We start from the raw sequence: 24,163 nt of genomic DNA, 5'->3' as shown, positions 1-24,163 counted from the left end.
ATAGTAGATGCTGAGCAGGAGCGGGCTAGCGTCCGCCGAAGATGCCGCCGAGCAGGCTGCCCATGCCGCCGCCAAGCAAGCCACCCAAACCGCCGCCGCCAGCGCTGGCCGGCTGCGAGTTGGGCCGCCCGCCCAGGCCGCCCAGAATCGACATCATCGAGCCCAGGCCGCCGCTGCCGATACCCGAGCCCTGCTGCGGCATGCTGGCCGCCCCGGAGTTGCCGCCGCCCAGCAGCCCGCCGAGCATACCGCCGCCGAGCAGGCCGCCCAGCATACCGCCGAGGCCGCTGTTGGCCGCCCCGCCGAGCAGGCCGCCCATGCTGCCGCCCATCATGCCGCCGCCGCCCGAGTTCATGTCCTGGCGCTGGCCACCGCCCATCACGCGGGAAATGACCATGGGCGCTACCACGCCTAGCAGGCCCGCCATGAGCGCACCCTTGGGAATGCCCACGCTGGAAAGCTTATCGCCGATGCCGCCCAGGAAACCCTGCTTGCCAGGGTCCTGCGGGTCGTGGGCCACGGTGGCGGCCTGGTCCACTACGGTTTCCAGGGTGTGTTGCTGCTCGGCGTTGATGCCGAGGTACTGCGACATCTTGCCAATCATGGCTTCTTCGTCGTTGGCGTAAGACCCATCGGCCCGCGCGAAGCTGATGAGGTCGGTGACGAGCGAAAAGCGCAGGTCGCTGCCTTTAAGCACGTCGAGGTGCTGCTGAATGCTTTGGTTATTGGCGTCCTGGGCCGCGGCCAGCACTTGCTGGGTGGCCCCGCCCGACAGGCCCGCCTGCTGGGCCAGCGCCTGCAGGAACTGCCCTTCGGCTCCGGAAGCCTGCCGGTCGGCGGTGGCCAGGCTGGCAATGGCACTCAGGTAAGCGGTTTTTTCGGCTTCGGAATAGTTCTGGAGTAGTTGCGTATCCATTAGCTGGAGGGGAATGGGGGTGAGAGTGGTTTTTGCTGCTTAACGGGCCCGGCTCAAATACGTTGCAGTGGCTTCCTGCCCATTATCTATCGGGACATTAGTAAAATATTTTTCAAATTTTCTAGTCCTGAAAATGAATTTGTTGCTGCTAAAAAAGCCCGCTGCTACCCTTGCGTGTGGACATTAATTCTGGAGTATGTTTGGCATTTCCAAAAAGACCCCCCATCTTTGCAATCCCAAACGGGAACAGGAAGACGGGGGATTAGCTCAGCTGGTTCAGAGCATCTGCCTTACAAGCAGAGGGTCACTGGTTCGAACCCAGTATCCCCCACATTGAAAGACAGCCACTTAGCCCATTAACTAGGTGGCTGTTTTGATTTTGGCGCCTACGTTGGTGCCGACAAGCTTACCGCAGGTCATTAATAGACTTGTGTTTTCAGGGAGGTTAGCTCAGTTGGTTTAGAGCGCTTGCTTCACACGCCAGAGGTCGAAGGTTCGAATCCTTTACTTCCCACCACCAGTATCAGCCGCTTCGCTTCATTGCGGGCGGCTGTTTGCTTTTGGTGAATCTGTTACCCGCGATGACCGCAAAGCGGGGAAAGGCATTGGCAACGCGTAGCTGCCGCGCCCGCTCACCTTCGCCAAGGGCGGCCACCACGTCCTGTTTCAGGACTACCCGCCAGCCCATCACCGACCGCGACAGCTATCCCGGCGCGCCGGGCCACGTCGGGGGCATTAGTGAAGACGCTGCGCGCTACTTCCACGTAGCCCAATAACCAGGACGACAAAGGCCCCGGCAGTGGCTTTGATGGCAATTTTGAAGTCCCCGGCCTGTACCGGGTATTCCTGCGGTTCAACCGCGCCGGCCAGGTTTACCCCAGTAATTTCACCCGCAACGTTAAAGCCCAATCGCCTGCTTTCACCAAAAAAACCATGCAAAAGTCTGTTTTTTTCTTCGCCTCCCTGTGCATCGGCACCAGCCTGCTGAGCAGCTGTGATGGCAACAAGGCCACCACGGAAACCACCACTACCGTCGTAACTACCGCGCCGGCCGATTCTGCGGCTGGCATGGCCGGCATGGACCATTCGGGCATGGGCTCCGGCGCTGCCGCCAGCGGTTCGGGCATGATGACCGCCATGAACACCATGATGAAAAACATGGAGGCGCTCAGGCCCGCTGGCAATGCCGACCATGATTTTGCCCACATGATGATGGCCCACCACCGGGGCGCGGTCGAAATGTCGGCCCTGGAGCTGAAAGAAGGCAAAGACGCCACGTTGCGTGCCATGGCCGGGAAAATCAGCGCCGACCAGAAAAAGGAAATTCAGGACCTCGAAGCCATTGCCACCCGCCTCGACGGGGCCCCCACTACCTACAAGCCCGCTGACCCAGCCGACCCGTTCACGAGCAAAATGAAAGTCTCGATGGCCGGCATGATGAGCATGGGCCAGCTCAGTGGCAACGTGGACCTCGACTACGCCATGCTGATGGTGCCCCACCACCAGAGCGCCGTGGACATGGCCAAGGCCGAGCTGGCCCACGGCCGCGATACCAGGCTCAAGGAAATGGCTCAGCAGATGATAACGGCCCAGGAAAAAGAAATCCGGCAGTTTCGGGACTGGCAGGTGAAGAACGGCGGTAAAATGAGCGGCAGCGCCGCCACGTACGAGTGCCCCATGGGCGATGGTGGCAAGGGTAATGGACCCGGCAAGTGCCCGAAGTGCGGGATGGATTTGGAAAAGAAAGCGTAGGCTTGAGGAGGAATTTCCGGGTCGGCTTTTGGGGCCCCACGCACGCCAGCGCTCAAATCCTGCAAGTATTAAGCCTGATTCTGTACTCCGGTACCGGCACGTAGGCGTAGTTTTGGCTGTTGTAATTCCGTGACCGACGTGCTCGGCACCATCAGATTTTTACCGCCATGCAAACCCTGAAATTCAAAACTAACATCAACTGCGGCGGCTGCATCAAAGCCGTCACGCCCATCCTCAACGGCGAGAAAGCCATTCAGACCTGGCAGGTGGATACTGACAACCCCGACAAAATCCTGACCGTGGCTACGGACCTCAGCGCCGGGCAGATACAGGCGCTGGTAGAAGGCGCCGGCTTCAAAGCGCAGGCGGCCTAGCTCCGCTTGCTGCTCGAATTTACGTTACTTCAAAGACGCCTGCAATTTGCAGGCGTTTTTGTTTATGAGCTGTGCTGAAGGTGTTTAGAGCAGGCTGGCGCGGGTATAAGGCAGGCTGAACAGCCTGAGATAAGCCGGCCAGCAGTGTGAGCGCCGGATGAGGAAAGCCGGTGCTTTCACTCACCAAACCGCCGCAATTGAGCCAGGACATGACGTATGTCATCCCGCCGTGTTCTCAACTCTCAGACCTTTGGGGCTGTTCGCCCGGTAATCTAAACCAGCATTCCGGTTTAAGTACTCGTGTAGAAGTAAGCGTATGCCCCGGTCCGACCGCCCTAGGCGGTCTGACCGGTTGTCGTTGGACCGAAAGCGCTGTTGCTTCAACCGGTCAGACCGCCTAGGGCGGTCAGACCGGCAGGCCCGATTCGAATACGGTTACTTCTGCACAAATACTTAATGGCGAACAAGCTGTCGACTGCTTTCTGTTAGTTGACAGTCAGTTTTTTGCAAAATGCGTAACGCCTGATAACTACTGCCCGACAACCCGGCGCGCCACGGCGTTGATTTCCGGGCCGGGTTCTTCGCCGGATGCTGCTTCCTTTTCACGCGTTTTCCCGTTTTCAGGGCCCAACCTTTTTATGGAATACCATAGCGCTTCTCTTACCGATGTCGCGCAAGCCCTGCACGCCACGCCCGCCGGGCTCGATGCGGCCACCGCGCGGCAGCGGCTGCTCGAACACGGCCCGAATGCGCTGGCCGATGGGGAGAAGAAAACGGTGTGGCAGCTGCTGCTGCACCAGCTGGCCGATGTGATGATTCTGGTGCTGCTGGTGGCGGCCGTGGTGTCGGGGGCCGTGGGCGAGTGGAAATCCACGTACGTCATTCTGGCCATTGTGGCCCTCAATGCCCTCATCGGCTTCGTGCAGGAGTACCGGGCCGACAAGGCCATGGAGGCCCTGCAAAAGATGGCCGCCAACCAGGCCCAGGTGCTGCGCAACGGCCAGCCCGTGGAAATTGCGGCCGCCGACCTGGTGCCCGGCGACGTGGCGGTGCTCGAAGCCGGCGACGTGATTCCGGCCGACGTGCGCTTCCTCGAAACCCACGCGCTGAAAGTGGACGAGTCGTCGCTGACCGGCGAGTCTACGAACGTGGAGAAGAACCCGGACGTGCTGCCCGCCGGCGAGCACCCGCTGGGCGACCGCCTGAACATGGGCTACAAAGGCACGTTCGTGACCAATGGCCGGGCTATGGCCTACGTGGTGGCCACGGGCATGAAAACGGAGCTGGGCAAGATTGCCACCCTCATTCAGACCGATGAAACGGTGACGCCGCTGCAAAAACGACTCGCTACGCTGGGCAAGTATTTGTCGGTGGCGGCGCTGGGCATTGGCGCGCTGTTTTTTGGGGTGGGCTGGCTGCGGGGCGAGCCGCTGGGAAGCCTGCTGCTGGTGTCCATTTCGCTGGCCATTGCGGCGCTGCCCGAAGCGCTGCCCGCGCTGGTCACCGTGTCGCTGGCGCTGGGTGCCAAGCGGCTGATAAAGGACCAGGCGCTCATCCGCAAGCTGCCGGCCGTGGAAACGCTGGGCTCGGTCACCTACATCTGCACCGACAAAACGGGTACCCTCACGCTCAATAAAATGACGGTGGAGCACGTGTATGCCGCGCCGGATTTTGCTCTGCCGGTGCTGGATAATAAAACCGGTCTGCTGGCGGCTATGGCTTTGAATAACGACGTGAGCCAGGACCCGGCCGGCAACTGGCTGGGCGACTCCACCGAGGTGGCGCTGGTGCAGTACGCCGCCGGCAAAGACCACGCCCGGGCCGCCCTCGAAAGCCGGTTTCCGCGGGTCGGCGAGCTGCCGTTCGACTCGGAGCGCAAGTGCATGACCACCCTGCACCAGACCGACCAGGGCGTGCTCTGCATTACCAAAGGGGCGCTGAGCGCGCTATTCGACCAACTCGACACCGGGCAGCAAGCCGAAATCCCGGACTTGCGGCGGCGCGCGGACGAATGGGCCGCCAAGGGCTTCCGGGTGCTGGGCTACGCGGGCAGGCTGCTGCCCGGGCTGCCGGCCGAAGTCACGCCCGCCACGGTCGAAACCGGGCTGAGCTTCATCGGCTTCGCGGGCCTGATTGACCCGCCCCGCGAGGAAGCCAAGCAGGCCGTGGCCGAGTGCAAGGCCGCCGGCATCATTGCCGTGATGATTACCGGCGACCACCCGCTCACCGCCAAGGCCATTGCCGAGCAGCTGGGCATCCTCTCCGCCGCCGATGAGCTGGTGATGACCGGCCCGGAGCTCACCAGGCTCGACGAGCCGGCCTTTGCCGCCGCGGTGGAAAAAGTGCGGGTATACGCCCGCGTGGACCCGGCCCAGAAGCTGCGCATCATCAGTGCCTTACAAGCCAAACACCAGTTCGTGGCCATGACCGGCGACGGCGTGAACGACGCGCCGGCCCTGAAAAATGCTGATATCGGCGTGGCCATGGGCATCAACGGCACGGAGGTGGCCAAGGAGGCGGCGGCCATGATTCTGCTCGACGACAACTTTGCCACCATCGTGCACGCCGTGCGGCACGGGCGGCGCATCTTCGACAACATCCTCAAATTCATCCGCTACATCATGGCCGGCAGCGCGGGCGAAATCGTGGCCCTGTTCTTCGCGCCGCTCTTTGGCTTGCCGGTGCCGCTGCTGGCCATCCATATTCTGTGGATAAACCTGATAACCGACGGCCTGCCCGGCCTGGCGCTGGCCTACGAGCCCTCCGAGAAAAACAGCATGCGGCGCCCGCCCATCGACCCGCGCCAAACCATCTTCGCCAACGGGCTGGGCTGGTTTATCGTGCTGGTCGGGACGCTGGTTGGGGGATTAACCATCGGGATGGAGGCCTGGGCGCTGCGCAACGGCATTGCGCACTGGCAAACCATGGCCTTTACCGTGCTCTGCTTCAGCCAGCTGGGCCTGGCGCTGGCCATTCGGTCGCGGCAGGAGTCCATTTTCAGCATCGGTCTGCTCTCCAACAAACCCATGCTGGGAGCCGTGGTGCTGACCGTGGCCCTGCACCTGATGATTGTGTACACCCCTTTCTTCAACAACATCTTCAGCACGCAGCCGCTGACGTTGGCAGAGCTGGGCGTTACGGTGGCCGTATCGAGTGTCGTATTTTGGGTAGTGGAATTACAGAAGCTCATCAGCCGTCGGCGGGCGCGGCCGGGAGCGCCGGTTCCGTTAGCAACCGCTGAGGTGGCCCTGCCCGTAACGGCCACGGCTTGAGGTCGTCGCTCACCGGGGTAATTGCCCGGTGACTGGTGCGGCGCAGCTTGCGGGGCTAGCCAATCTTGTCGTAGCGCTTCACAAATTCCAGCAACAGACGGCTTAAACCAGGGTGGTTAGAGGCCAAAAGGGAAAGCACGAGCCGTAAACCACTGATTTCCAAAAACCCGGGCTTTGTCAATTCGTCCGTGTGCTGGTCAGTCAGGAAGCCCATTTTCCAGTCAGGAAAGCTACGGTGCGTCCAAACACCTTCGCTGATTACGAAACAATCATCGTGGCGGGGGTCGTGCATAATATGCTCGTAATACAGGGTTCGCACGGCTTGTTCGTCCCCCTCCAACACCTGCAGAAATTGTTGGTCGGGGGTGTATAACAACAAACCGGTCAAGTCTTGGTGTAGATTGGAAGCACGGGCCTGTTCCAATAAGCGCGTCAGTTGCGAGGCATCAAAAGGCTGGGTAGCCTGGCTGCGGTAAATGAGATGGTACACAGGAGTTTCTGGTGCGAAAATGGACGAACATTAGAACGGATTCTGAAACACTGGACAGTGCCCGTGTAGCGTGGCCTCTGTGAGTCCGCGCGTTTGGGGAATGTTCGCCCAGGCGCGGACTCGCAGCGTCTACGCTCCAAGTGTACAGCGGTTCCAAAACGGTACTAAGCGTCTATCTGCAAAGATACTGTTTAAGTACCTGGCCAATAGCTTTTGGCTGATAGCTGTTGGCTTTTTTTGCTCATGAACAAGCAGTTGCGTCAAACACATTGGTTGTTTAATTTGGAACAAGCACTTAGCTATAGTGAATTACTAATGTTACGCACGGACTTGATTCAAGCGACGTAGAGGCGTAGCGTGGACGCTGCGAGTCCGCGCCCCCGCGCCATGAAAGCCAGCCAAACGGCGCGGGGGCGCGGACTCGCAGCGTCCACGCTACTTGCTCTGCGTAACATCAGTGAATTAAATGCTTGCTGGATTTATTCGGTCCGAACAACATGCGGAACGGGTAGCTTCGTCAGCTATGTCCTGCTTAACTAGTCGAGCAGCAGGAATCAGACAAAGACAGTCGGGCGGTTCGGTCCGACGCCGTAGGCGTCCGACCGGCTGAAGGGCGTGCCAGCAGGGGAACGAACCTGGCAGTAGCCGGTCGGACGCCTACGGCGTCGGACCGGACCACTTGGCGACCATACGTTTACTTAAGCACGAGTGCTTAATCGGTTACCCGGAACTGCAGGTCTTCCACCACCAGCGTACTGGCGCTGCTGTTGTTGGTGCGGATGAAGGCCTCGATGTAGTCGCCGGGCACCAGGTCCACCTCGGTGGCGAGCGTGATTTGAAAGCTCTGGTTGTTGCTGGCCGAGGCCATCGAGCCGTTGGGATTGGGAATGACCACCCCGTTTTTGGCCAGGGCAATGGAAAAGTCGTTGCCCGCGTTGATGGCCTTGGCCCCGATGATAATCAGCACCCTGCCCGTGATGCCTTCCTTGCCGGTATAGGTAAGCCGGTTGGTGCTCGCCGAGGTAAACCGCTGCTGCTTTACCGTGGTGGTGGTGCCCGCTATTTTGTAGAACGTGCCGACCACTGTCAGCGCCGTGGCGTTGAGGTTGCTGTTCATGTACGCCGAGCACAGCGCCCTGGTGTTGGGGATGAAGCTGTTCTGGCGCATCTCCCAGGCCGGCGTGTAGGAGTCGAACCCACTGATGAAGGTGCCCACGCCCCGAAACATATTGGTGGTCATGCGGCCCCGGTCGATGGTCGCGCCGACATTCACCTTCACGCCAGTCTGGCCGGGGTAGATGAAGTAATTGTTCGACAGGTCGATGTCGTTGATAACGAGGCTGGGCATAAACTCAATGCCTGCCCCTGCGGTGATGCCGACAATAAAGTTGGTGATAGAGCAGAACTTGCCCACGTTGCCCGTTACCTTGAGGCCGTCCTGGCAGTTCCAGTAGTTCTGGGCGATGGTGATGGCCAGAAACCCACTGACCACCCCTACGCCCAGGCTGGGCACGCCGACTTCCACCACCGAGCAGCCCGAGAACAGGTTGCAGTATTGCGAGCCGGTGGCATCGGCAAAGTCGTAGGCTTTGGTGCTGCCGCTCGCGGGCAGCACCACCATATTCGCCATGAACACCGAAACGCCAACGCTGCGCAGCACGGCGCCGCTCACCGTGGACAGTACGCCGTCTTTGCTAGGGTCGGTGCCCCGCAGGTTGGCGCCGTTCAGATTCAGATAGTTGGGCGAGATGTTGACGATGCCCGAAAAGACGTACATCTTGTTGGCATCCAGGGTGATGGCGCCGCTTACCGGGGTGGGCAGGTCGGCCAGGGAGCTGACCGATACCAGGTTGGCGGTGGTGGGGCTGAGCGTCAGGGCCTGCCACTGGTTGCCGCGGTACACGTCCACACTATTAGTGCTGAGGTTGAACACCTGCAGGCCCACCGGCGGCGTCGTGATGGCGTCGCGCTGCGCCGTGGTCATGCGTGGTATCAGCAGGCCGCTGGTAGTAGAGGCAATGTCCAGCATGGCCTTCGTGTCTGGCAAGTCCCCCGTGGCGTTGATACTGACACTTTGCGCCCAGCCTAGCGCTACTTGAGCGAGCAAAACACACAGGAGTAAGGCCTTTTTCATATTTTTTATTGGTTAAGGAAATGGACGTGTTCGGTTAGAAAGCCACCAGTATGCGGTGTGCTATCAGTCTGTTTTGTAGTAAGTAAAATGAGCCAATGGCGCAGCTTTTCACGGGCCGGCCATGGAGGGGCGAGGCGTTGCTATTCCAACACACACCGCGCGCTGAAACTGCTGGTTGCCGTGACATAGCGCAGCAGGTAGCTGCCACTGGCCAAGCCCGCCAACGGCACCATTCCCTGTGCGCGGCCATCTACCGCGACCACGCGCACGGGGCGGCCCACCAGGTCCAGCACCTGCAGGCTACCTGGCTGGGCCAGACCGGTGTAGAGGTAAGTGGCCGTCTGCCCCGTTGCCAGCTGGGTTGGGTACACCACAAAGCCCGCCGCGGTGGCCGTGCGGCGCAGCGCCCGCACCGGCGAGTAGTTCACATCGCCGTTCTGGTCGGTTTGGGCCAGGCGGTAGTACAGCAGGAGAATACCGGCCGGGAGCTGTTCATCGAGCCAGGCGTAGGCGTGGCGGGTGGTGCTGGTGCCGGCGCCGGGCAGCGCCGCCACTTCTGCAAATTGGTGCCCGTCCGTGCTGCGCTCCACGCCAAAGCGGCTGTTCTGCTGTTCGGTAGCGGTGGCCCATTTCAGGCGCACGGCCATCGGTCCTTCGGCCTGCGCGGTGAATTCGACCAGCGTGACCGGCAGCGGGTTGGCCGCATTGCTGACCGTGAACCGGTTGAGCACTGTCGGGCTCATGGTAAGGCTGCGGCTGCTGGCGTCGGCGGTGGGGCCCACCGCGGCCCAGGTCTGCCCCGGTGCCGACTGCTGCCACATCCGGGCCTGGGCGAAGCTGGACAGGCCGTTGTCGTTGTCGGGCAGCCAGCTCAGCGTGAGCTGCACGACGGCGCTGGGCTGAGTAGTTGGGGCCACGGTCCAGAGGCGGTCAATCCCCTTGAGGCTGTTGTTAGTGAAATTCTGGCCGAAGCTCACGTCGGCCGTGGTCAGGCCGGCCACGCGGGCGATGACGACCGTGCCCAGGTTGTTGGTTTTGGGGTCGAGCACGGCTCCATGTCCGAAATTCACGGCCGCGCCGCTCACGGCGTTGCGCGTGATTTCGAGCGCCCCGACGACGTAGCGCCCGGTGGATTCGCCGCTGAGCGTGGCCCCGTGGGGTAGGCGCAACGTGTGCAGCACGGCCCCCATTTTGGTGTTTACCAGGCCGTTGCCGAGGCTGAGCAGGTTGCTCACCGTGAGGTCGCCGCCCAGGTGTAGGGTGTTGGCCCCGGCCGTGGGCTTGTTCACCACCACCTGGAAAAAGGGGCTGCCCCCCGGCGTTAGGGTTTGGTTGGCCAGCCCGCTAAACGTGACGGGGCTGCTCCCCGGCAGCACGGTGCCCGTATTGGTAAAGTCGCCGCGTAGTTCCAGGGCTCCGGTGCTCAGGTTAAGCAGTCCGGGATTGGCCACGGGGCCATCCACGCGAACCGTGCCCGCGTTGACCATTACGCCGGCGGCATTGTTGGTCAGGCCACCCAGACCAACATAGAGGGCCGCGCCCGCCTGCACCGTTACCTGGGCGCCCGCATTGGTGAAATACTGGGCCGATACCGGCTGCGCAAGGCCAGTGCCCGCCACCAGCCAAAGAATTTTGTATAATCTGGTCATGTGAAGCCGATTATTAGGGGTTAGATGGCGCGTTAAGTATCGGGTAATATGCTGTATAGCTGGGTTTTGTCCTCGCTATTTTTTGCCCCAGCAAGCTGGGCTGTCAAGCCGAACCAGCAGGAGTTGCCAACTGCATGCACGACGATGTCCGCTCTGTGGGCCACGCCGATGCCCGTTGACTGCCCGGCCCATTGCCAGGTAGGGCTCTGGATGTCTATCGTCCGTCCGTGCCAATAGCAGCAGCAGCAACACGAGCATTACGGCAACGAGGGCCCACACTTTGGCCGGAGTGGGATATGATAATCATGGCGCGAACCGGAACGCTGGGAGAAGCTGCCAGCCGACGTAGCCGATTAGGTAAAAGCTAAACTCGTAATATAGGAGTGAGGTGAGAATACAAATTTATCCCTGCCTCCTCGCGGTATCTGAGAAAAAGATTACCCTAAATGCGTTAGTTCTTCACCAGGCTGCCTGTAAGGGCATCTTTTCTCCCCGTTTTCCTCGCTGCGCCGGGGCCTGAATGGCTTTAATAGCGTACTCGTCAATAGGCCTATGAATGATGTCAATCACGGTAGGGTACTATTTGAGCTAGGACTTACGCAGTGGGCGGCTGGCGCGCGTCTCTGACGCGCTGCCGACTGGTTTCGAGTCTCTGACTCGCCGCCTGAACGATACCCGAAGGCGGCCACGCGGCGCGAACGGGGCGTTTGGAAACGCCAAGCCAGTCGGCAGCGCGTCAGAGACGCGCGCCAGCCGCCCACCGCGTAAGTCCTATGAGCCTGACCACGTCGGCCGGGGCCAGCAACGAGGTGAGCAACGCGCTACCGGCCAGCACCAAGGCCGCGCAAAGCAAGAGCAGGGATTTCATGGTGGGAGACGGCGGCTGCACGGCCGCTCGCGCGGGCACCGGCAAAGGCTCCGCATCGGCCGGGGCCGGCCCATGATGCTGGTCAGGCCACGGGCCTGATTATTGTCACTTTCACGCGCTTGCCTTCCGCGCAGGAGAAAGTCCGGCGATGTGGGTCTGGTGCTTACCCAAATCTTTTTGGTCGCCGTCGCAGCGCCGCTGAACGGTCCGGTCCGACTGCCCTGGGCGGGCCGACCGGTTAAAGAACCACCGATTTCGCCCTCCCGACAACCGGTCGGACTGCGTAGGGTGGTCGGACCGGAGCAACGGTCCCGGTTTTGGGTAAGGACAAGCTAGGCGGGCGCCCGCCTCACATCAGGTAAAACGCTTCGGGGGCCAGTGGCGCCGGCACTTCCGGCTCCTGGAGCAGCTGCCTGAGGTTGATTTCGACGGTGCGGGCAATGGCCGTGACCGGCGTATCGGTCGGCTTGTTGTTGAACGGGTCCTGCAGGTAGCGGGCGGTGCGCTCCAGCAGGAAAAACGAGGAGGCCGTGGTGAGCAGCACGGGGATTTCCCACAGCCCGATGGTTTTGACCAGGCCCAGCGACAACGTCATCAAAAACAGGTAGATGAAGAAGTACACCAGCAGTCGGTAGCTCACCGGAAACACGGTGGTTTTGATGCGTTCGGCCTGCCCCATCGCATCGCAGAGGCGCACCAGCGTGGTATCGAGCTGCACTTGCTGGTAGGGGTTGAGGGCCTGCGCGGCCAGCAGCTCTTTCAGCTGGGTCGTGTGCAGCGCCAGCAGGGCGAGGGGCTTGTTGGCGTGCGGCCGCAGCCCGGCCAAATCCTGTTCGGACAGGTAGGCCGCCAGCCCGGCCGTGGGGTCCAGCCCGCGCAGGGACTGGCCGAGGCAGTAGCACCAGGCAATCTGGCGGTAGGCCGTGGTGCGTACGGGCGAATCCGGGGCCGTTGGGCGCAAATACGTGTCGGGCACGAAGGTGCGAACCTGTAGCACCAGCGTGCGCGAGTCGTTCACGATGGCCCCCCAAATCTTGCGGGCTTCCCACCACCGGTCATACGACTGGCTGGTTTTGAAGGCCAAGAGCAGGGCAATGGAGCTGCCCAGAATGGTGGGCAGCTGCAACGGAATCAGCGGCAGATACTCGCCGAGCCACAGCTTCAGGAGGTGAAAAAAGCTGGAAATGAGCAGTGCCCGCACCACATCGGGGCGGATGTGCTTGAAAATGTAGCGCAGGGGAATCCGGGTATTGAGCAGCATAGCAAACTGGGGGCTGCGGCCGGAGCCCGTCGGCAGGGTTCCATCGCACAAAGATGAGCCGGCCCGCCACGGCTCCTCATGACACCTATCAGGCCCGCGCCTGATGCGCGTCATGCTTTGCGCTTCAGGCGCACGGGACCTTTGCCGGTAGCCGCCCCGCCCGGGAGTGCGGTTCCCCCTTTGTTTGCTTGCTTACATGAACCAGTACTTTAAAGTTGTCAGCCTCACTCATCAGCAAGCGCCGCTCGCCATTCGGGAGCTGGTGGCGCTGGATGAACCCGCCTGCCGCGCGTTGCTGCTCGTGGTAAGCCAGCAGCTGGGCCTGGCCGACGTGCTGGTGCTGAGTACCTGCAACCGCACGGAGGTGTACTACAGCGCCGCCCAGGACCAGAGCGCCGCCATCGTGGGCGCGCTGGCCCGGCTGCAGCACCTGCCCGATACTGCCCGGATAACGCCGTATTTCGTCAGCCTGACCAGCGCCACGGCCGCCGTGCGGCATCTGTTTGAGGTAGCCATGGGCCTGGATGCGCAGGTGGTCGGCGACCAGCAGATTAGCTGCCAGGTGAAGCACGCCTATCAATGGTCGGTGGATGCTGCCGCCGCCGGCCCGTTTCTGCACCGCCTGCTGCACACCGTGTTTATGGCCCACAAGCGGGTGCGCCAGGAAACCGGCTTCTGCGACGGGGCCGCCTCGGTGGCCTACGCCGCGCTGCAACTGGTGGAGGACCTGACGGCGCACCTGGCCAGCCCGCGGGTGCTGCTGGTGGGCGCGGGCACCTTTGGCGTGGATGTGGCCCGGTATTTCGGGGCCAGCACCCGGTTTGCGCACGTCAGTATCTGCAACCGGACGCGGGACCGGGCGGAGGCCCTGGCCGCCGAGTGCGGCCTGCAAGTGCTGGACTTTACCGACCTCGCCAGGGGCATTCGGGAGGCTGATGTCGTTATCTCGTCGGTGGCGGCAGCGGCTCCCATTATCACGCCCCAATTGCTTGCTAATCAAGCCGTGCTCAGCCACAAATACCTGGTGGACTTGTCCGTGCCCCACAGCATTGCCACCGCCGTGGAAACGGTGCCGGGCGTGCTGCTATACCCGCTCGACGCCATTCAGAGCAAAGCCTCGGCGGCCCTGGAGCGCCGGCTGGCGGCCGTGCCGCAGGTGCGGGCCATCATCGCCGAAAGCATGGCGGGCTTACAGGACTGGAGCGAGGAAATGGAAGTCTCGCCCACCATCCAGAAGCTGAAAAACGCCCTGGAGCAGCTGCGGCAGGACGAAATGAAGCGCTTCGGCAAACGGATGAGCCCCGCCGAAGCCGGCCTGCTGGATGAAATCACCCGGTCGCTGATGCAAAAAGTGCTCAGGCAGCCCGTGCTGCAGCTCAAAGCCGCCTGCAAGCGCGGCGAGCCCGGCCAGCTGGTGGAGGTGCTCAGCGAGCTGTTCGACCTGGAGCGCCAGCCGGTGCTGGCGTCCTGACCCAGCCTGTTTTCAGGCCGTGCAGGGCTCGCGCAGGTCGATGAAAATGAGCCGCCAGCGCCCCCCGGCCCCGGCCGACTTGGCGAAGTGAAACCGGAAGCCCGTGCGGGTTTGCAAAACCGTGCGCACGGTGCGGCCCTGCGCGGCTTTGCCCTGGGCCGCCGTGCCGCCCTTCACGGTAGCACTCGGCCAGAGGTCCAGGCTTCGGAAAGCGGTGGCGGGACCGGCGAAACAGCCCGATTGGGCAAATCCCGCATTCTGCTTGGTCTGCAGGTCGCAATCGGCTTGCGGCAGCTGCTCCAGCACCTGTAGCTGCGGGCCGGTCATGAGCTGTTTATCCAGTGAAAACAGGGGCAGGTTCTGGTTGGTGCGGCGGAAAGCGTCCACCTCGGCCACCCGCGTCACGAGGGGCAGCGCGCCGGGCTGCTCCAAAATCCAGAGGCCAAATTCCGGGTCGATGAGCTGGTTGAGCACCTCGGTATCGTGGCCGCGCAGGGCACCTTCCAGCAGCAGCCAGGCCCCGGCCACCGACGTGTCGGCGGGCATCACGGGGTTTGCGGTGCGCGCGGCGGCCGAATCGGGCTTGGGCGCGGTGGCCGGGAGGGCTTGCACCGAGCTTTGGGCCGGTGACTGGTCGGGCATGCCGTTGGGGTTCTTGGTGTCGCAGGCTGCCAGCAGTAAGGCAAGCGCGGCAGCAGAGAGGATGGGGGAAATGCGCATGAGGTCGGAGGGGGGAAAGGGGGCTTGGAAGGCGTCGGCAGCTTATTCAATGTGGCCGTTTAAATAAAACCAGAACGTCATGCTCATCTGGCGTCCGCGTAGCCGAAGCATCTCGCGTGTGGTAGTAATCCAATCGTTCACCGATGCGAGCAAGATGCTTCGGCTACGCGGACGCCAGATGAGCATGACCGTTCTTTTTGTTTTGGGTAAGCGTTAAGCCGCCACATCAGCCACAGCCGCCCACTCCACGCCCTGGCGCAGCCACTGCTGCGTGGCTTCCTCCGGTGAGCCCGGCTCGACGGGGTAGTTGTAGTGCCATTCGGCCTGCGGCGGCAGGCTCATGAGGATGCTTTCGGTGCGGCCGCCGGTTTCGAGGCCGAAGCGGGTGCCCCGGTCGATGGCCAGGTTGAACTCGGCGTAGCGGCTGCGGCGCACCTGCTGCCACTGCTTCTCGCGTTCGGTGTAGGGCAGGTCCCGGTTCTGGCGCATGATGGCGGCGTAGGCCCGGCCATAGACCTCGCCCACGTCCTGCACGAAGGCGAATAGCTCCTCGAACGAGCCGTCCTGGCCCACGGTGAGACGGTCGAAGAAGATGCCGCCGACGCCACGGGTTTCCTTCCGGTGGGGCAGGTAGAAATACTCGTCGGCCCACTGCTTGAAGCGCGGGTAGTAGCTGGGGTCGTGCCGCTGGCATACGGCCCGAATCTGCTCATGAAACCAGCGGGCCTGGGCCTCATCCACGTAAATCGGGGTCAGGTCGAGGCCGCCACCGAACCAGGCTTCGCCGTTGCCGGCCTCGAAGTAGCGCACGTTCATGTGCGAGATGGGCACCATGGGGCTGCGTGGGTGCTGCACCACGCTCACGCCGGTGGCGAAGTAGCGGCGGTCGGGCAGGAGCAGGGACTGCGCAGCTTGCTCGGTGAGCCCGCCCCACACGGCGGAAAAGGCTACCCCGCCTTTTTCCAGCACGTCGCCCTGCAGCAGCACCCGCGTACGGCCGCCCCCGCCGCCAGCGTGCTCCCACGGCGTTTCAGCGAATTTCACGCCGCTGCCATCGGCCAGCTCCAGCCGGTAGCAGAGCCAGTCCTGGAAGCTGCGCATCCAGTTTTCCACCCGAGTGCGGGGCGGGGCGATGGTTTCAACAACGGTATTCATAATAGCAGCAGATTTAGAGCAGTTTCGTTTTTATAGACTGAGTTAAAAGTTGAGAGTTAAAAGTTAAAAATCAGACACAATGCGTTTTAATTTTTAACTCTCAACTTTTAACTTTCTGCAAAAGTGTATATCAGCCTGAGAAGCGCTATAAGCGTGAGCCGGGCTGCGCCAAGGGCCGGTGCCGGACTGTGGTATGGCTTCAGACCCAGGGCGCGGCGCGGTAAGCCGCTAGCCGGGTGGCGGTTGCTTCCTGCGCCAGCCGTTCGTGGCAGTGCTCGCAGCAGGTGTCCGTGGCTGGTTGCTCCGTGGCCCGCAGCACCAGCACGGGAATTTGGGTGTGATAGGCCTGCGTTTGGGTGTAGCACCGGTCGAAGTAGCGCAGCAGCTGCGCGGTGTCGGCCGGGGCAATGATGAGCAATTGGGCCAGCGTGCGGGCACAGTACTCGCTGATGCCTTCCAAGGGAGCTTCGTCTTCCACCAGGTGCTCGGTGATGATGGGCCAGGTGAGCTGGGCCGCGGCCCGGCCCAGGGCCTGCTTCAGCTGCCGCCGCCGGGGCCGGGCCGTGCGCGGGTAGAACTGCACCAGGTCCAGCGGCCCCGGGAAGGCACTGGCCAGGCCCGAGAGCCGGGGCAGCAGGTGCAGGTTCAGGGCGTCGAAATCGGCGGCGAAAACCAGGCGGTTGGGCAAGGACCGCCGGCCGGCCGGCACCACCAGTACCGGGCAGCCCACCAACTCGATGATGGCGGCGGCGTGGTTGCCGGGGGCCACTTGCCGGCCGCAGTCGATGTGCTCCAGGCCCATCACCACCAAGTCGGCGGCGCAGGCGGCGGCTTCGGCCTGCACGTGGTCGTGCAGGCAGCCGGCCAGCACCCGGTAGTGGTACTGAATGCGGCGGCCGTTTTGGCGGGTGAGCTGCTGGTAGCGCAGGCGCTCGACCAGCCCACGCAGGCGCTGCTCCTGGGCCAGCAGCACGGCGGCCGGGTCGCCGGCCGCAGCATCGAGCTGGTGGCAATACAGCAGCACCACTTCCGCCGGCCAGCGCACGGCCAGCTTGTTGGCGTAGGCCAGGGTATGCTCGGCGGCCGAAGTGTGGTCAATGGGAACGAGAATGGTTTTCATGGGTGGAGGCGGGCAGAAGGCCGAAGAATGGTGATTGAGAAGAGTTGATAACTGATGTTACGCAGGGCACCATGGGTAGCTTCGGTTTTGGGGTGCCTGGTGCGTAGTGCTTGGTGCTTGGTTGGGAGTCTGGCGCCTGGAAAAGCCCCGCACGAGGGTTTCCACCTCACCAAACACTACGCACCAAGCACCAGGCACTATAACACGGGAGTACCCTCAGACGCCTTGCGTAACATCAGTTGATAAGCTAGTGGCAGTCGTACACCGTGGCCGGTTGGGCCGCGCTGGTTGTAGTAGTGGACGGATTTAGCTGCGGGCTGAAGTAGGGAATGCCGAGCCCCAGGCCCCGCACGATGAAGAGCACCGCCAGCACCGAGGCCGCGTAGGGCACGGCCTGGCGCATGCGGGTGCGCCACAGCAGCGGCACCAGCCGCCCGCTCAGCGACAAGCCGAACATGAGCGGCAGCGTGCCCAGCCCGAAGCAGGCCATGTACGCCGCTGCGCCCGCTACCCCCGGCGCGCTCAGCGCCCCGGCCAGGGCCAGATACACCAGGCCACAGGGCAGCAGGCCGTTGAGCACGCCCGTGGCGTACAGGGCCGGCAGCGTCGGCTGCTGAAACAAGCGGCCCAGGGTGTTTTTCACCCAGGCCAGCGGCCGGTCCAAACCCAGCCAACCCGCCACGCGGCCGGGGTAGCGTTCCGGCACGGCCACCAGCAGCAGAATCAGCACGCCCGAGGCAATGGACAGGCCCTGCTGCACGCCGGCCAGGCGCAGGCCCTGGCCCACCAGGCCCGCCCCGGCTCCCAGCATGGCGTAAGTCGTGACCCGGCCCAGGTTGTAAAGCAGGCGGCCGCCCGCGTAGCGCAGCGGGGAGGTGGCCGCATCCACGCCACCGGGTAGCGCCAGGGCAATAGCCCCGCACATGCCCACGCAGTGGAAGCTGCCCAGCAACCCAAACAGGAATCCGGTTAAAATCAATGGGTGAGTCGGTGATTGAGTGATTGAGTGAATGAATAAGTGAATGAGCGTGGGAATGACTTGCCTGCCTGCTGACGATTGCGCCATGGGCTACTTCACTCATTCGCTCAATCACTCATTCACCGATTGTGAGGTCTTGTTCGAGGAAATAAGCCTGCCCGCCCGCCGTGAAATCAAGCTGCACCCGCCAGAAGCCGGGGGCCATTTTGCTGGTGTTGATGGATTGCCGGAGGTCGGCGGCGGGCTGTAGGGGCAGCGCAAAGTCCAGGGCCTGATTGGAGGGACGGAAGAAGTGAACCTGGCCCTGCACGGCCTGGCCGGCCAAGGCGGCGGGTAGCTGCAGGGTCAGGCGGCGGCTGGCGGCATCGTGGCGGATTTGCACGGGCGTGGGCAGGGCGGCGGTGCGGGCCACCGCGTCCATGCGCTGCTGGTGGGCCAGCTCTTGCTGGTAGTAGTCGGCGCTGACCAGGTTCACGTCGGTCTGCATGGCCTGGTACACCATGGAGCCGATGTAGGCGGCGAAGAGCACGAAAACGGTGACGATGGCGTAGGGCCAGAGGCTGCGTTTGGGAGAGGAAATAGCCGGGGTGGTCATGGTTTATTGTGATTTTAGAACGGTCATGCTGAGCTTGTCGAAGCATCTCTACCGCTTCGTTGCAACCGCATTGATTAGTATGAGGTAGAGATGCTTCGGCTCCGCTCTGCTGCGCTCAGCATGACGTTCTTTCTGATTATTTAGTCAGTCAAAACATCACTGCGAAGGCCCGAGGAACTTGGTGCTGGTTTCACTTATCAGCTCGCCGCCGCTGAACAGGCCGATGCGGATTTTCTGATTGGTGCGGTGCAGGGCCGTGCGGGGCAGCTCGGCGAAGAAGACGCCTTCGGTGATGCCCTGGGCGGGCAGCTTGAGGCCGGTGGCGCCGATGAGCGAAATCCGGCCCTGCGCCGGTTCCAGGATGCGCAGGGTGATGGGGTAGCTGCCGTTGGTTTTGTTGATGACCGAGATGTTGTAGAGGTTGGTGATGGTGCCGCGGTCGGTTTTCTGGTAGAGCTGGCCCGGTGTGCGCAGCACGGTGGCTTCCACGTTGGAGCGCGAGACCAGCAGGCCCGTGAGCACGGCCAGCAGCAGCACCAAGCCACCCGACAGCGCCTTCACGCGGCCCGTAAACCGAAATTTGGTGCCGTTGGCGATGCCGTTTTCCGAGGCGTGGCGGATGAGGCCCTGCGGCAGCTGCACCAGGTCCATGATGGAGTTGCAGGCGTCGATGCAGGCCGTGCAGTTGGTGCATTCCATTTGGGTGGCGCCGTTGCGGATGTCGATGCCGGTGGGGCAGACCTGCACGCACTGGTGGCAGTCGATGCAGTCGCCGGCGGTGCGCGCCTGGTTTTTGTGCAGCTTCTCGCGCGGCTCGCCCCGCTGGTAGTCATAGGCTACCACAAGGCTGTCCTGGTCGAGCAATACGCCCTGCAGGCGGCCGTAGGGGCACACGATGGTGCACACCTGCTCCCGGAACCGCGCAAACACGGCGTAGAACACGCCCGTGAACCCGACCATGGCCGCCAGCCCGCCCAGGTGGGCCGTCAGCGGGTCCGTCACGATGGCCACCAGCGCATCCGAGCCGATGATGTAGGCCAGAAAGGTGTTGGCAATCAGAAACGACACGGCCAGGAACAGGACGTGCTTGGTGGTTTTGCGCCAGGTTTTGTTCCAGTCCCAGGCGGCGCGGTCCAGGGCCTTTTGCTGGGGCGCGTCGCCTTCCAGCCAGTACTCGATGCGGCGGAAGACCATCTCCAGGAAAATGGTCTGCGGACACACCCAGCCGCAAAATACCCGCCCGTACACCACCGTGAACAGGATGATGAACACCAGAAACGTGAGCGTGGCCAGCAGCAGGATGAAGAAGTCCTGGGGCCAGAAAATCTGGCCCAGGATGATGAACTTCCGGGCCGGCAGGTTCCACATCAGCAGGGGCAGGCCATTGAGCCGCAGCCAGGGCCCGGCAAACAGCACGGCCAGGAACCCGTAGCTGAGCCACTTGCGGGCGCGGTAGAGCCGGCCGGCGGGCTTTTTGGGGTAAAGCCACACCCGCTTGCCCGCCGCATCCACCGTAGCAATGGTGTCGCGGTACGCGTCGTCGGGCTTGAATTGGGTAGTGGACATGGGGGAAGATGATGAAACCAGAACGTCATGCTGAGCGCAGCCGAAGCATCTCGCGTGCAGCAGTAATTCAATCGTTGCAACGATGCGAGCGAGATGCTTCGGCTGCGCTCAGCATGACGTTCTGTTTGAATGGTAAACCGCTCATTAAAGCCCGGCCACCGGCTTTCCGCCCGGCTTGCCCGCCTTCTCCTTCTCGCCCTGCGGCGGCTTGGCATTGGCCGGCCGCGAGCCTTGCAGACTCAGCGCGTAGGAAGTCACCTGCAGAATCTGTTTGCCCGAGAGCTTGCCCTTCCAGGCCACCATGCCCTTGCTGGGAATGCCGAACTTGATGGTTTTGTACACGTGGTTCACTTCGCCGCCGTGCAGCCAGAATTCGTCGGTCAGGTTGGGGCCGACTTTGCCTTCGGCGTTGGCCCCGTGGCAGGGGGCGCAGTTGGTGGCGTAGATGCTTTTGCCGGTGCTCAGGTCGGCGGCGGTGGTCAGGGCCAGGTAGGTGGTGAGCATGGTCGGGTCGTCGGAGCCGGCTGAAACGAGCAGGGCCGCCTGTTGCATTTCGGTTTCGTACTCGGCGGCCTGCAGCTGGCCTTTTTGGGTGAGGTGGTAGTAGCCCACGTAGACAAAGGCAAACACGATGGTGAAGCCAAACCCGTATTTCCACCACGGCGGCAGGTCGTTGTCGAACTCGTGGATGCCGTCGTAGTTGTGGTCGAGCAGCTCATCCCGGTACTCGCCGCGCACCAGTGTGGCATCGCCCACCAGCAGGCCCAGCACCTTGCCGCTCCAGGTGCCATGCACCGTGGGCAGGTCGTAGAGCTGGCGCAGCTGCGGCTTCATTTGCATCACGATGGTGATGCCCACCAGCAACAGGACCAGGAGCAGCACGCCCAGCAGGCCCAGCAGCACCCAGAATAGCACTTCCTGCTCGTTCATCCCGGCGGCTTTGGCGGGCGCGGCGGCCTCCGGGGTTTGGGCATTCGCTACGCCACTCAGCAGCAGGCCGGCGGCGGTAAGCAACCCCAACCGGGCGGTTTTTACGGGCGCTAGCATGTGGGTTCGGGTTTAGCAGGCGTGACGTGCCCATCTTCCAGCAGCGGCAGCATGCTCATGGCGCTGATGTGCTGGCGGTTGACGACCAGCACGTACCCCAGCAGGGCCACGAAAAACAGGAAGAAGATGACGAAGGAGATGAGCGGGTAAATGGCAATGCCCGTAATGGACTGCAGGACTTCTTTGTACATGATGGGTGGGGATTAGGGGCGTTAGGCCGTCATGCTGAGCGAAGTCGAAGCATCTCTACCGCTTCGTTGTCGCGGTATTGATTACTGCTGCGGTAGAGATGCTTCGACTTCGCTGCGCTCCGCTCAGCATGACGTTCTTCTTAATTCAGAGCTACTGCGCCGCCGCTGCTTCGGCCATAGCCGCGGTCTGCTCGGGCTTCACCTTGATGTCGGTACCCAGGCGTTGCAGGTAGGCAATCAGGGCCACGATTTCCCGGTCGGATTTCACCTCGATGTCCTCCTTTTTCAGGTCGGCCACGATGCCTTTCGCCTGCTGCTGCGCATCGGCCACGGCTTGCTGGTCGTAGCCGGCGGGGTAGGGTGTGCCCAGCTGTTGCAGCACCCGGATTTTGGCGGGCAGGTCCGTGTAATCGATTTCGTTGTCGAGCAGCCACGGGTAGGGCGGCATGATGGAGCCGGGCGACATGCTGGTGGGGTCCATCATATGGTTGTAGTGCCAGGAGTGCGGGTACTTGCCCCCGAGGCGGTGCAAGTCGGGGCCGGTACGCTTGCTGCCCCAGAGGAAGGGCCGGTCGTACACGAATTCCCCCGCCTTGCTGTACTCGCCGTAACGCTCGGTTTCGGAGCGGAAGGGGCGCACCATCTGGGTGTGGCAGTTCGAGCAGCCTTCCTTGATGTAGAGGTCGCGGCCCTGCAATTCCAGCGAGGTATAGGGCTTCACCGAGGCAATGGTGGGCACGTTACTCTTCACCAAAAACATCGGCACCATTTCGATGACGCCGCCGATGAGGATGGCGACCGTAGCGCCCACGGCCAGCTGAAACGGGCGGCGCTCCAGCCAGCGGTGCCAGTGGCCGCCGGTGGCGTGCGGGTCCTGGGCTTCGGGCAGCAGCGCGGGCGCTTCGGCTTTTTCATTGACCAGCAGCGTGCCGGCCTTGGCCGTTTTGTACAGGTTGAACATCATCAGAAACACGCCGCTCAGGTAGAGCACCCCGCCGATGCCGCGCAGGTAGTACATGGGCACCAGCTGCAAGACCGTTTCCAGAAAGTTGGGGTATTGCAGCATGCCCTCGGCGTTGAACTGCTTCCACATCAGCCCCTGCGTGAAGCCGGCCCAGTACATCGGGATGGCGTAGAACAGGATGCCCAGCGTGCCCAGCCAGAAATGCGTGTTGGCCAGCTTGGTGGAGTGCAGCGGCGTTTTGTAGAGGCGCGGCCACAGCCAGTAGAGCATGCCGAAGGTCAGGAAGCCGTTCCAGCCCAGGGCGCCGACGTGGACGTGGGCCACAATCCAGTCGGTGAAGTGGGCCAGGGCGTTTACGTTCTTCAGCGCCAGCATGGGGCCCTCGAAGGTGGCCATGCCGTAGGCCGTGATGGCCACCACGAAGAACTTGAGCACGGGCTCGGTGCGCACCTTGTCCCAAGCCCCGCGCAGGGTCAGCAGGCCGTTTATCATGCCGCCCCAGCTCGGCGCAATCAGCATGATGCTGAAGGCCACGCCCAGGCTTTGGGCCCAGTCGGGCAGGGCGGTGTAGAGCAGGTGGTGCGGCCCGGCCCAGATGTAAATGAAAATCAAGGACCAGAAGTGGATGATGCTCAGGCGGTAGGAATACACCGGCCGCTCCGCCGCCTTGGGCAGGAAGTAGTACATCAAACCCAGGTAGGGCGTGGTGAGGAAGAAGGCCACCGCGTTGTGGCCGTACCACCACTGCACCAGCGCATCCTGCACCCCGGCGTAGGCCGAATAGCTTTTCATGAAGCTCACCGGCAGCGCCGCCGAGTTGACGATGTGCAGCACGGCTACCGTCAGGAAGGTGGCAATGTAGAACCAGATGCCCACGTACAGGTGCCGCTCGCGGCGTCGGGCAATGGTGCCGAACATGTTCCAGCCAAACACCACCCACACCAGCGTAATGGCAATGTCAATCGGCCATTCCAGCTCGGCGTATTCTTTGGAAGTGGTGAGGCCCAGCGGCAGTGAAATCACGGCCGAGACGATGATGAGCTGCCAGCCCCAGAAGTGAATCTTGCTGAGCACGTCGGAGAACATGCGCGTCTTGCACAGGCGCTGCAGCGAGTAGTACACGCCCGTGAAAATGCCGTTGCCCACGAAGGCGAAAATCACGGCGTTGGTGTGCAGCGGCCGGATGCGGCCGAAGGTGGTGTAGGCGTTGCCCAGGTTCACCTCGGGCCGGGCCAGCTGAAAGGCGGCCAGCACCCCCACCAGCATCCCGATAATGCCCCAGATGACCGTGGCAATGCCAAAGTCGCGGACAATCTTATTATCGTAGAAGAAGGTTTCGATGCCGCGCTCGGGCGGCGGGGCCACCAGCAGTGGCAGCGGGGCCGCGGTGGGTAATTCTATTTCAGCTTGCATGGGCCTCGGAAGAGTGTTTTTTACTGCTTCAAAGGTCTTGCGGGGGTATTGCTGAAAAGGTGACGAACTTCAGCCCAGCGCCTGATTGATGTCAGGTGCGGGGGCTAGCATCAAAAAAGTCATTTTTTGATGTTAAGCGACGACTATCGCGCCAGGGTGGTCGGCAGTTACTGAGAACCTGTCCGAATAGGTTCTTGATGAACGTCATGCTTCATCTGGCTTCCGC

The 24,163-nt window shown here is 62.4% G+C and carries 20 protein-coding genes and 2 tRNA genes; 7 read left to right on the top strand and 15 right to left on the bottom strand.

The features are described 5' to 3' along the window. Positions 1 to 25: 25 nt before the first annotated feature. A complete protein-coding gene (locus tag ABD819_RS10975; RefSeq protein ID WP_345124119.1) occupies positions 26 to 916 on the bottom strand; it encodes a TerB family tellurite resistance protein in 891 nt (296 codons plus the stop codon). Between the two features lie 256 nt (positions 917 to 1,172). Between ABD819_RS10975 and ABD819_RS10970 the strand changes: the two genes are divergently transcribed. The 4 genes from ABD819_RS10970 (at position 1,173) to ABD819_RS10955 (ending at position 3,042) form a co-directional block, all read left to right on the top strand. Next, a tRNA-Val gene (locus tag ABD819_RS10970) sits at positions 1,173 to 1,247 on the top strand. A 108-nt stretch (positions 1,248 to 1,355) separates the two neighbouring features. Beyond that, a tRNA-Val gene (locus tag ABD819_RS10965) sits at positions 1,356 to 1,433 on the top strand. Positions 1,434 to 1,849: 416 nt separating this feature from the next. After that, positions 1,850 to 2,668 carry a DUF305 domain-containing protein gene (locus tag ABD819_RS10960; RefSeq protein WP_345124117.1) on the top strand — a complete coding sequence of 273 codons (819 nt, stop codon included), beginning with the start codon at positions 1,850 to 1,852 and terminating at the stop codon, positions 2,666 to 2,668. Between the two features lie 167 nt (positions 2,669 to 2,835). Beyond that, complete coding sequence (locus ABD819_RS10955) at positions 2,836 to 3,042, top strand: heavy-metal-associated domain-containing protein (protein ID WP_345124115.1); 207 nt, start codon at positions 2,836 to 2,838, stop codon at positions 3,040 to 3,042. A 19-nt stretch (positions 3,043 to 3,061) separates the two neighbouring features. Here the strand turns inward: ABD819_RS10955 and ABD819_RS10950 are convergent, their stop codons facing one another. Beyond that, complete coding sequence (locus tag ABD819_RS10950) at positions 3,062 to 3,253, bottom strand: hypothetical protein (protein ID WP_345124113.1); 192 nt, start codon at positions 3,251 to 3,253, stop codon at positions 3,062 to 3,064. A gap of 427 nt (positions 3,254 to 3,680) precedes the next feature. Here ABD819_RS10950 and ABD819_RS10945 point away from each other — a divergent pair, with 427 nt between their 5' ends. Then, positions 3,681 to 6,314 carry a cation-translocating P-type ATPase gene (locus ABD819_RS10945; RefSeq protein ID WP_345124111.1) on the top strand — a complete coding sequence of 878 codons (2,634 nt, stop codon included), beginning with the start codon at positions 3,681 to 3,683 and terminating at the stop codon, positions 6,312 to 6,314. Positions 6,315 to 6,369: 55 nt separating this feature from the next. On the opposite strand, the gene ABD819_RS10940 is transcribed toward ABD819_RS10945, so the two are convergent. The 3 genes from ABD819_RS10940 to ABD819_RS10930 all read right to left on the bottom strand — a co-directional run bounded on the left by ABD819_RS10940 (position 6,370) and on the right by ABD819_RS10930 (position 10,587). Continuing rightward, positions 6,370 to 6,804 carry a BLUF domain-containing protein gene (locus ABD819_RS10940; protein WP_345124109.1) on the bottom strand — a complete coding sequence of 145 codons (435 nt, stop codon included), beginning with the start codon at positions 6,802 to 6,804 and terminating at the stop codon, positions 6,370 to 6,372. Between the two features lie 712 nt (positions 6,805 to 7,516). Beyond that, positions 7,517 to 8,938: a hypothetical protein gene (locus ABD819_RS10935; protein WP_345124107.1), complete on the bottom strand. Its 1,422-nt coding sequence runs from the start codon at positions 8,936 to 8,938 to the stop codon at positions 7,517 to 7,519. A gap of 140 nt (positions 8,939 to 9,078) precedes the next feature. Further along, entirely contained in the window at positions 9,079 to 10,587 is a 1,509-nt protein-coding gene (locus tag ABD819_RS10930; RefSeq protein ID WP_345124105.1) for a hypothetical protein, read from the bottom strand. Between the two features lie 773 nt (positions 10,588 to 11,360). On the opposite strand from ABD819_RS10930, the gene ABD819_RS10925 reads away from it, so the two are divergent. Then, the gene (locus ABD819_RS10925) at positions 11,361 to 11,531 is read left to right on the top strand and encodes a hypothetical protein (RefSeq protein WP_345124103.1); all 171 of its coding nucleotides are present in this window, start codon (positions 11,361 to 11,363) and stop codon (positions 11,529 to 11,531) included. Positions 11,532 to 11,804: 273 nt separating this feature from the next. Here the strand turns inward: ABD819_RS10925 and ABD819_RS10920 are convergent, their stop codons facing one another. Continuing rightward, positions 11,805 to 12,716, bottom strand: coding sequence for a bestrophin family protein (locus ABD819_RS10920; protein ID WP_345124101.1), 912 nt, complete (start codon positions 12,714 to 12,716; stop codon positions 11,805 to 11,807). A 196-nt stretch (positions 12,717 to 12,912) separates the two neighbouring features. Between ABD819_RS10920 and hemA the strand changes: the two genes are divergently transcribed. Then, complete coding sequence (hemA, locus tag ABD819_RS10915; RefSeq protein ID WP_345124099.1) at positions 12,913 to 14,187, top strand: glutamyl-tRNA reductase; 1,275 nt, start codon at positions 12,913 to 12,915, stop codon at positions 14,185 to 14,187. A 12-nt stretch (positions 14,188 to 14,199) separates the two neighbouring features. Here the strand turns inward: hemA and ABD819_RS10910 are convergent, their stop codons facing one another. From ABD819_RS10910 to ccoN, 9 genes are all read right to left on the bottom strand, one after another. Beyond that, positions 14,200 to 14,907: a hypothetical protein gene (locus tag ABD819_RS10910; RefSeq protein ID WP_345124097.1), complete on the bottom strand. Its 708-nt coding sequence runs from the start codon at positions 14,905 to 14,907 to the stop codon at positions 14,200 to 14,202. Between the two features lie 213 nt (positions 14,908 to 15,120). Continuing rightward, positions 15,121 to 16,062, bottom strand: coding sequence for an oxygen-dependent coproporphyrinogen oxidase (gene hemF, locus ABD819_RS10905; protein ID WP_345124095.1), 942 nt, complete (start codon positions 16,060 to 16,062; stop codon positions 15,121 to 15,123). Positions 16,063 to 16,261: 199 nt separating this feature from the next. Beyond that, positions 16,262 to 17,182 (bottom strand): universal stress protein, encoded by a 921-nt coding sequence (locus ABD819_RS10900; protein WP_345124093.1) that lies wholly within the window; start codon positions 17,180 to 17,182, stop codon positions 16,262 to 16,264. Positions 17,183 to 17,429: 247 nt separating this feature from the next. Continuing rightward, positions 17,430 to 18,161: a sulfite exporter TauE/SafE family protein gene (locus ABD819_RS10895; protein WP_345124091.1), complete on the bottom strand. Its 732-nt coding sequence runs from the start codon at positions 18,159 to 18,161 to the stop codon at positions 17,430 to 17,432. A 115-nt stretch (positions 18,162 to 18,276) separates the two neighbouring features. After that, positions 18,277 to 18,756, bottom strand: coding sequence for a FixH family protein (locus tag ABD819_RS10890; protein WP_345124089.1), 480 nt, complete (start codon positions 18,754 to 18,756; stop codon positions 18,277 to 18,279). A 156-nt stretch (positions 18,757 to 18,912) separates the two neighbouring features. After that, positions 18,913 to 20,322 (bottom strand): cytochrome c oxidase accessory protein CcoG, encoded by a 1,410-nt coding sequence (gene ccoG, locus ABD819_RS10885; RefSeq protein WP_345124086.1) that lies wholly within the window; start codon positions 20,320 to 20,322, stop codon positions 18,913 to 18,915. A gap of 144 nt (positions 20,323 to 20,466) precedes the next feature. Continuing rightward, complete coding sequence (locus ABD819_RS10880) at positions 20,467 to 21,369, bottom strand: cbb3-type cytochrome c oxidase N-terminal domain-containing protein (protein ID WP_345124084.1); 903 nt, start codon at positions 21,367 to 21,369, stop codon at positions 20,467 to 20,469. Next, positions 21,363 to 21,560, bottom strand: a complete 198-nt coding sequence (locus ABD819_RS10875; RefSeq protein ID WP_345124082.1) for a hypothetical protein — start codon at positions 21,558 to 21,560, stop codon at positions 21,363 to 21,365. Before ABD819_RS10875 ends, ABD819_RS10880 begins: the two co-directional genes overlap by 7 nt. Before the next feature lie 151 nt (positions 21,561 to 21,711). Next, a complete protein-coding gene (ccoN, locus tag ABD819_RS10870) occupies positions 21,712 to 23,937 on the bottom strand; it encodes a cytochrome-c oxidase, cbb3-type subunit I (RefSeq protein WP_345124079.1) in 2,226 nt (741 codons plus the stop codon). Positions 23,938 to 24,163: the final 226 nt, after the last annotated feature.

It is taken from the genome of Hymenobacter antarcticus, from assembly GCF_039539545.1.
Lineage (GTDB): Bacteria > Bacteroidota > Bacteroidia > Cytophagales > Hymenobacteraceae > Hymenobacter > Hymenobacter antarcticus.
Note: the sequence above shows the minus strand (reverse complement) of the source record. Positions and strands in the feature narration are given on the sequence as shown.